Raw genomic sequence first — 5,094 nt, 5'->3', positions numbered from 1 at the left:
AAAGTCAGTGATTTGGTCAAAGTCCTGGAGACCGTCTTGGAAGATTTCACTGCCGAAGGCGAAGATGTCTGCACCGGAATTGCCAGTTAACAAGTCATTGCCAACCCCTCCGTTCAAGACATCATTAGCGCTACCACCAATCAGAGTATCATTGCCCTCATTACCGAAAACAGTACCGTTAACAGTGCCTGCGATCCCATCATAGGTATCATCACCAGCACTGAGTAGAACATCGCCGTTGATAGTACCTTGGTTAACAATAGTTACGTCACCCTCAGCATCCTGAACATCAATACCCACCTGAGGGCTGCCTGCAACAACACCACCGTTGATAGTGCCCCTATTAATGATTTCGCCGTTGAGTTCGACTCCGTCCTCAATCAGCAGTGCCGCATCAGTTTCTGAGGTCAAGGTGCCTTCATTGACAATATCACCATTGAAGACTGAGAGGTCAGTATTAGTACCCTGTCTGAGGCGAACAGCAGTAGCTCGGTTGTTACCCACCGGCACACCACGTCCGATCACCGTACCCCGATTAATCACACTACCTGTGACATCAGCACCGAGTTGTAGAGAAATGGCATCCCCATCATTTCCTTCACCCACATCGATCAGACCACTACTTTCGTTGACAATCGAGTAGGAAAGCGCACTCTGGTCAGTGTAAACCACACCATCCCGGGGACTGGCAGAGCTGAGAATCTGACCGAAGTTTTGAAGGCTAATATCTTGACCACCGATATTTACGGCACGACTAGCACTAGTGATAGTACCGAAATTTTGCAGCGCGCCAGAAGAGGTACCGCCATTGGCAAAGCTGACGCCGTTGAAAGCACCATCAATCGTACCGTTGTTAACGATGGTACCATTGAGTTCTACTCCCGACTCAATCAGGATACCACTATCAGTTTCTGAGATCAAAGTGCCTTCATTGACAATATCACCATTGAAGACTGAGACATCCGCTCCTCCGATGTCAGTACCCTGTCTGAGGCGAATCGCAGTAGCTTGGTTGTTACCCACCGGCACACCACGTCCGGTCACCGTACCTTGATTAACCACACTGCCTGTGACATTAGCACCGAGTTGTAGAGAAATGGCATCTCCATCATTCCCCTCACCCACATCAATTACAGCATCAGGACCATTGAAAATATCATAGGATGTAGCGGTCTGGTCAGCGTAAACGACACCATCCCGAGGACTGGCAGAGGAGATAATCTGGGCTAAGTTATCAACCTTGATGTTCTGACCACCGATGTTGACGGGACGACTATCACTGGTAATCAAGCCTTGGTTGGTTAATGTGCCAGAAGAAACACCACCATTAACGAAGTTGACACCATTGAAGCTACCATCAATTGTGCCTGTTTCTGCGTTAAAGATGCTGGCATTAGTGCCAGTGATATCAACAGCACTACCATCAACATCCAATGTACCGAATACGGTTAAGGAATCCCCTACTCCGGGTAGTATTACTGGGTCGGTTAGAGTTTCTCCAGTGGGAATAAAAGTGTTTGACATCGAAATTCCTCCGAATGCAAGTGAATTAAGTTGAGACTGGAAGTAAACACTGGTCTACCGGCAATAGACCAGTGTAGTGTGTGTAACCTCAGGCAAACATTGACCCTTAGGCAAAAACCATCGGTTTTAACAGGGCATTAGCGCTGTTGTCTAGTCGCTAAGGTGTCTATATTTCTACAATGGCATTCGGATCAGAGCCTAATGTCTCAGTTTTTGTATCAGTTTTTTAGCTCAGTTATTTTAACTAGGTTTAGTTGTATAATTTTTTTCATACTTAGCCCAGGGTGAGCTTATATTTTTCTCAGACTAATCTCAGGTTGAGCCATCAACCGATGAAATTAATCCTATTCAGAGGCGCTATATAGCATAAGTTGGAATAATAGTTGTCTCAGTTTTTGTCTCAGTTGTCTCAGTTTTGCTTTTTTTCTCAGTTTTGCTTCAGTTTTGCTTCATTTATAAAGTAATTCCTATCACATTTGGCTTAACAAGCGTGTTATTCTCCCATCACCCCATTAACCTACAGTCTTAATTTCAATCATTTAGCCTATCTACTTTAGTGATAGTGCTTAATTTTCGGCTGTTACCCCGGATCGGGTAATCAGTTAACGAAGGTGTGATCTGGTTTATAGGTTTTATAAATCAGATGTAAACATAGGAGGTCTTTTTTTATTCTCCAATAAAACTCCGGATATCTTTCCCCTCTTGCCTTTTACCTCTTACATGCATGCCTTTTCCGGCAATAATTTTGTTTACAACCAAGATATAAACCCGCTGATCGGTTGTTAAACAATTTGTAAGCATATGCGCTACGCGCACGCTACGTGAACAGCCGTCAGCCGTGAGCTTTTAGCTCACGCTACTTGAGGTGCCGTCTGCTTTGTGGCACAGGCTAGAAACCTGTGACGTAGCTCATAAGCTGAATGCTGATAGCTGAATGCTGATAGCTGAATGCTGATAGCTGAATGCTGATAGCTGAATGCTGATAGCTGAATGCTGATAGCTGAATGCTGATAGCTGAATGCTAATAGCTGAATGCTTACGGTTAGTCAGCTAGACACCGCTCCACTCACAGCTAGGGAGAGTTGGTTTGGTGAAGACCAAGCTTTTATTGTGGTGCATTGCAACCACAACGTTTTCTGATGGCTGCTTCTACTTAATCGGTGATCAAGGTCAGCAATTGGAATTCAGTGATGAGGATAGCTCAAAGTTATGTCTATTTTTATGATCGGCACCCAACGCTCAGGCTCTAATTTATTGCGCCTGATGTTGAATCAGATTGGTGATCTCGCTGCTCCCCACTCCCCTCACATATTGCAGCGGATGATGCCATTACTACCTAGCTATGGGGATTTGAGTCAAACGGACACCTTTACCCTCTTAGTCAATGATGTGTGTCGTTTAGTGGAACTCAATCCCGTTCCTTGGGAGGGTGTGAATTTAGATACAAAGGAAGTCATTTCCCTTTGCCGAGAGCGGTCTTTGGTGGCGATATTTGCCTCTGTTTACGATATTATGGCACAAACTTGGGGAGCACAGCAATGGTGTTGCAAAAGTTTAGCCAACGTTTACTACCTGCCAGAGATTACCGCTTACTTGGAAAACGCTAAATTTATCTATTTGTACCGGGATGGTCGAGATGTGGCGGTTTCTTTTAAAAAGGCAGTGGTTGGGGAAAAGCACTTCTACCATATTGCTCAAGAATGGGCAAAAGCCCAGGGTTTAGCACTCCAGATGCGCTCTCGCCTAAGTCCCGAGAGGTTTTTCAGTATCAGTTATGAAACCCTAATCAGCTCTCCTGAGACTACCCTGCAGGATCTGTGTAATTTCCTAGGCGTACACTATACTCCTGAGATGCTGGATTTCCATCAATCCCAGGAAGCCTCGAATGCTGCCACTTCTAGCTCCCTATGGAGTAATGTCACGCAACCTGTAATTAAGCAAAACACTAAGAAGTTTCTCCAGGAAGCTACGGATGAGGAAATCCTGATTTTTGAATTGGTGGCGGGAGATGTACTTGATGCTCTCGGTTACGAACGGGTTGGAATTCTTAAAGGCAAAGAAATCAAATTCAGCAGCAGTGCGATCGCTAAATTTAATGCGATTAACCAAAGCTTGAAAGCAGAAGTACGCCAAACGATGGATCCTGAGGACTTAAAGCGACGGGATCGCCAAGCCACTCTGCTCAAAGAGATTAAAGCACGTCAGACCGTAGTGGCTTAAAGAACTGACTATGTTAAAAAAACTGCATGTAAACTCGGAAAATTCCGAGTCGGTATCCCTTTGGTTTCTGTTTTGGAACTTTTTCAAGATCGGAAGTACAGCGTTTGGCGGTTTCATGGCTCTGATTTCCGTAGTGGAGAATCGGATGGTGCGGCGGCACAAACTCCTCACCCATGAAGATATGCTGGACGGCATTTCCTTAGCCACTGTTTTACCTGGTCCAGTTGCTGCTAATGTAGTAGCCTATGTGGGCTATCGCTTGGGGAGGACTAATGGGGCTGTAGTCAGTGCTATTGGTGTGTTGCTCCCTTCTTTTATCCTGGTAATTGGTCTAACCATTGCTTATCTCCAGGCCGGGGAAATTCCAGCACTTCAAAAAGCGTTTGCAGGATTTATTCCTGCGGTAGCAGCAATTATCTTGAGTGCCGCCAGGCGCATGAGCAAAAAAGCGATCAAAGGCTGGCGGGAACTACTGATTGCTTTAATAGCGGCAGTCCTACTCAAGGTAGTAGGAGGATTCTACATTACTGTGCTAGTGGTGGTGGGTTCTGGATTGGTAGGATGGCTTTGCTTAGGTGACACTAAGCAGTCGGGACAGGAGAGTTCTCAAGCTCAACCGATTCAGGAGTCAATTGAGGGGATTTCCTGGCTGAAGCTCTCAGTCACCTTCGTGATCCTCCTGAGTTTTCTGTTGCTTTCTCTGATTCCCCTACCATTTTTGGGGGAAACCAGCCTCGGGAAACTATTCGTGACATTTTCCGGAATGAGCCTGATGCTATTTGGTGGAGGCTACGTGTTCATTCCCCTGATTCAAGAAGTGGTAGTGAATACTTACGGTTGGGTGACTCAGACAGAATTTGCTAATGCGATCGCAATCGGGCAAATTACTCCTGGACCAATTCTGATCAGCGCTGCCTTCATCGGTTATGTGGTGAAAGGGATTTCGGGAGCAATAGTAGCAACAGTAGGGATTTTCTTACCACCAGGACTGCTGATGGTAACCTGTTCCCACTTATTGAAACATATCAAAGAATCTACAGTCATTCAGGCGGCGCTCACAGGAATTCGTCCTGCCGTGATTGGCATGATCATTACCGCTGCTATTGTAGTAGCTGGGAGTGCTGAATTTCATGTTGGCAGCCTGGTGATCTTTGCCGCAGCCTTAGTTGCCATGTGGCGGTTCCGCGTGAAGGTGCTGTTCATTATCCCGATTGCTGGAATTTTCGGCTTAGTACTTTACTCAATCTAGAATGGGTTGCTATAGCAAAGGGAACAGCGGATCACCGGAACAGGGAACAGCGGATCACCTCCCTTAAAAATCTTTAAGACCCTGTAGGGTGGGCAAGAGGT

At 45.8% G+C, this 5,094-nt stretch carries 3 protein-coding genes; 2 read left to right on the top strand and 1 reads right to left on the bottom strand.

The features are described from left to right. Window positions 1-1,524, bottom strand: a 1,524-nt coding sequence (locus tag F6K38_RS34755) for a beta strand repeat-containing protein (protein WP_502709630.1), incomplete at its 3' end; no start/stop codon positions are given. 1,209 nt (window positions 1,525-2,733) lie between these two features. Here F6K38_RS34755 and F6K38_RS34750 point away from each other — a divergent pair. After that, the gene (locus F6K38_RS34750; RefSeq protein ID WP_287359661.1) at window positions 2,734-3,744 is read left to right on the top strand and encodes a sulfotransferase family protein; all 1,011 of its coding nucleotides are present in this window, start codon (window positions 2,734-2,736) and stop codon (window positions 3,742-3,744) included. A 10-nt stretch (window positions 3,745-3,754) separates the two neighbouring features. After that, window positions 3,755-4,993, top strand: coding sequence for a chromate efflux transporter (gene chrA, locus F6K38_RS34745; RefSeq protein WP_287359660.1), 1,239 nt, complete (start codon window positions 3,755-3,757; stop codon window positions 4,991-4,993). Window positions 4,994-5,094 lie beyond the last annotated feature (101 nt).

The organism is Moorena sp. SIO3B2 (assembly GCF_010692525.1).
Classification (GTDB): Bacteria; Cyanobacteriota; Cyanobacteriia; order Cyanobacteriales; family Coleofasciculaceae; genus Moorena; species Moorena producens.
Note: the sequence above shows the minus strand (reverse complement) of the source record. Positions and strands in the feature narration are given on the sequence as shown.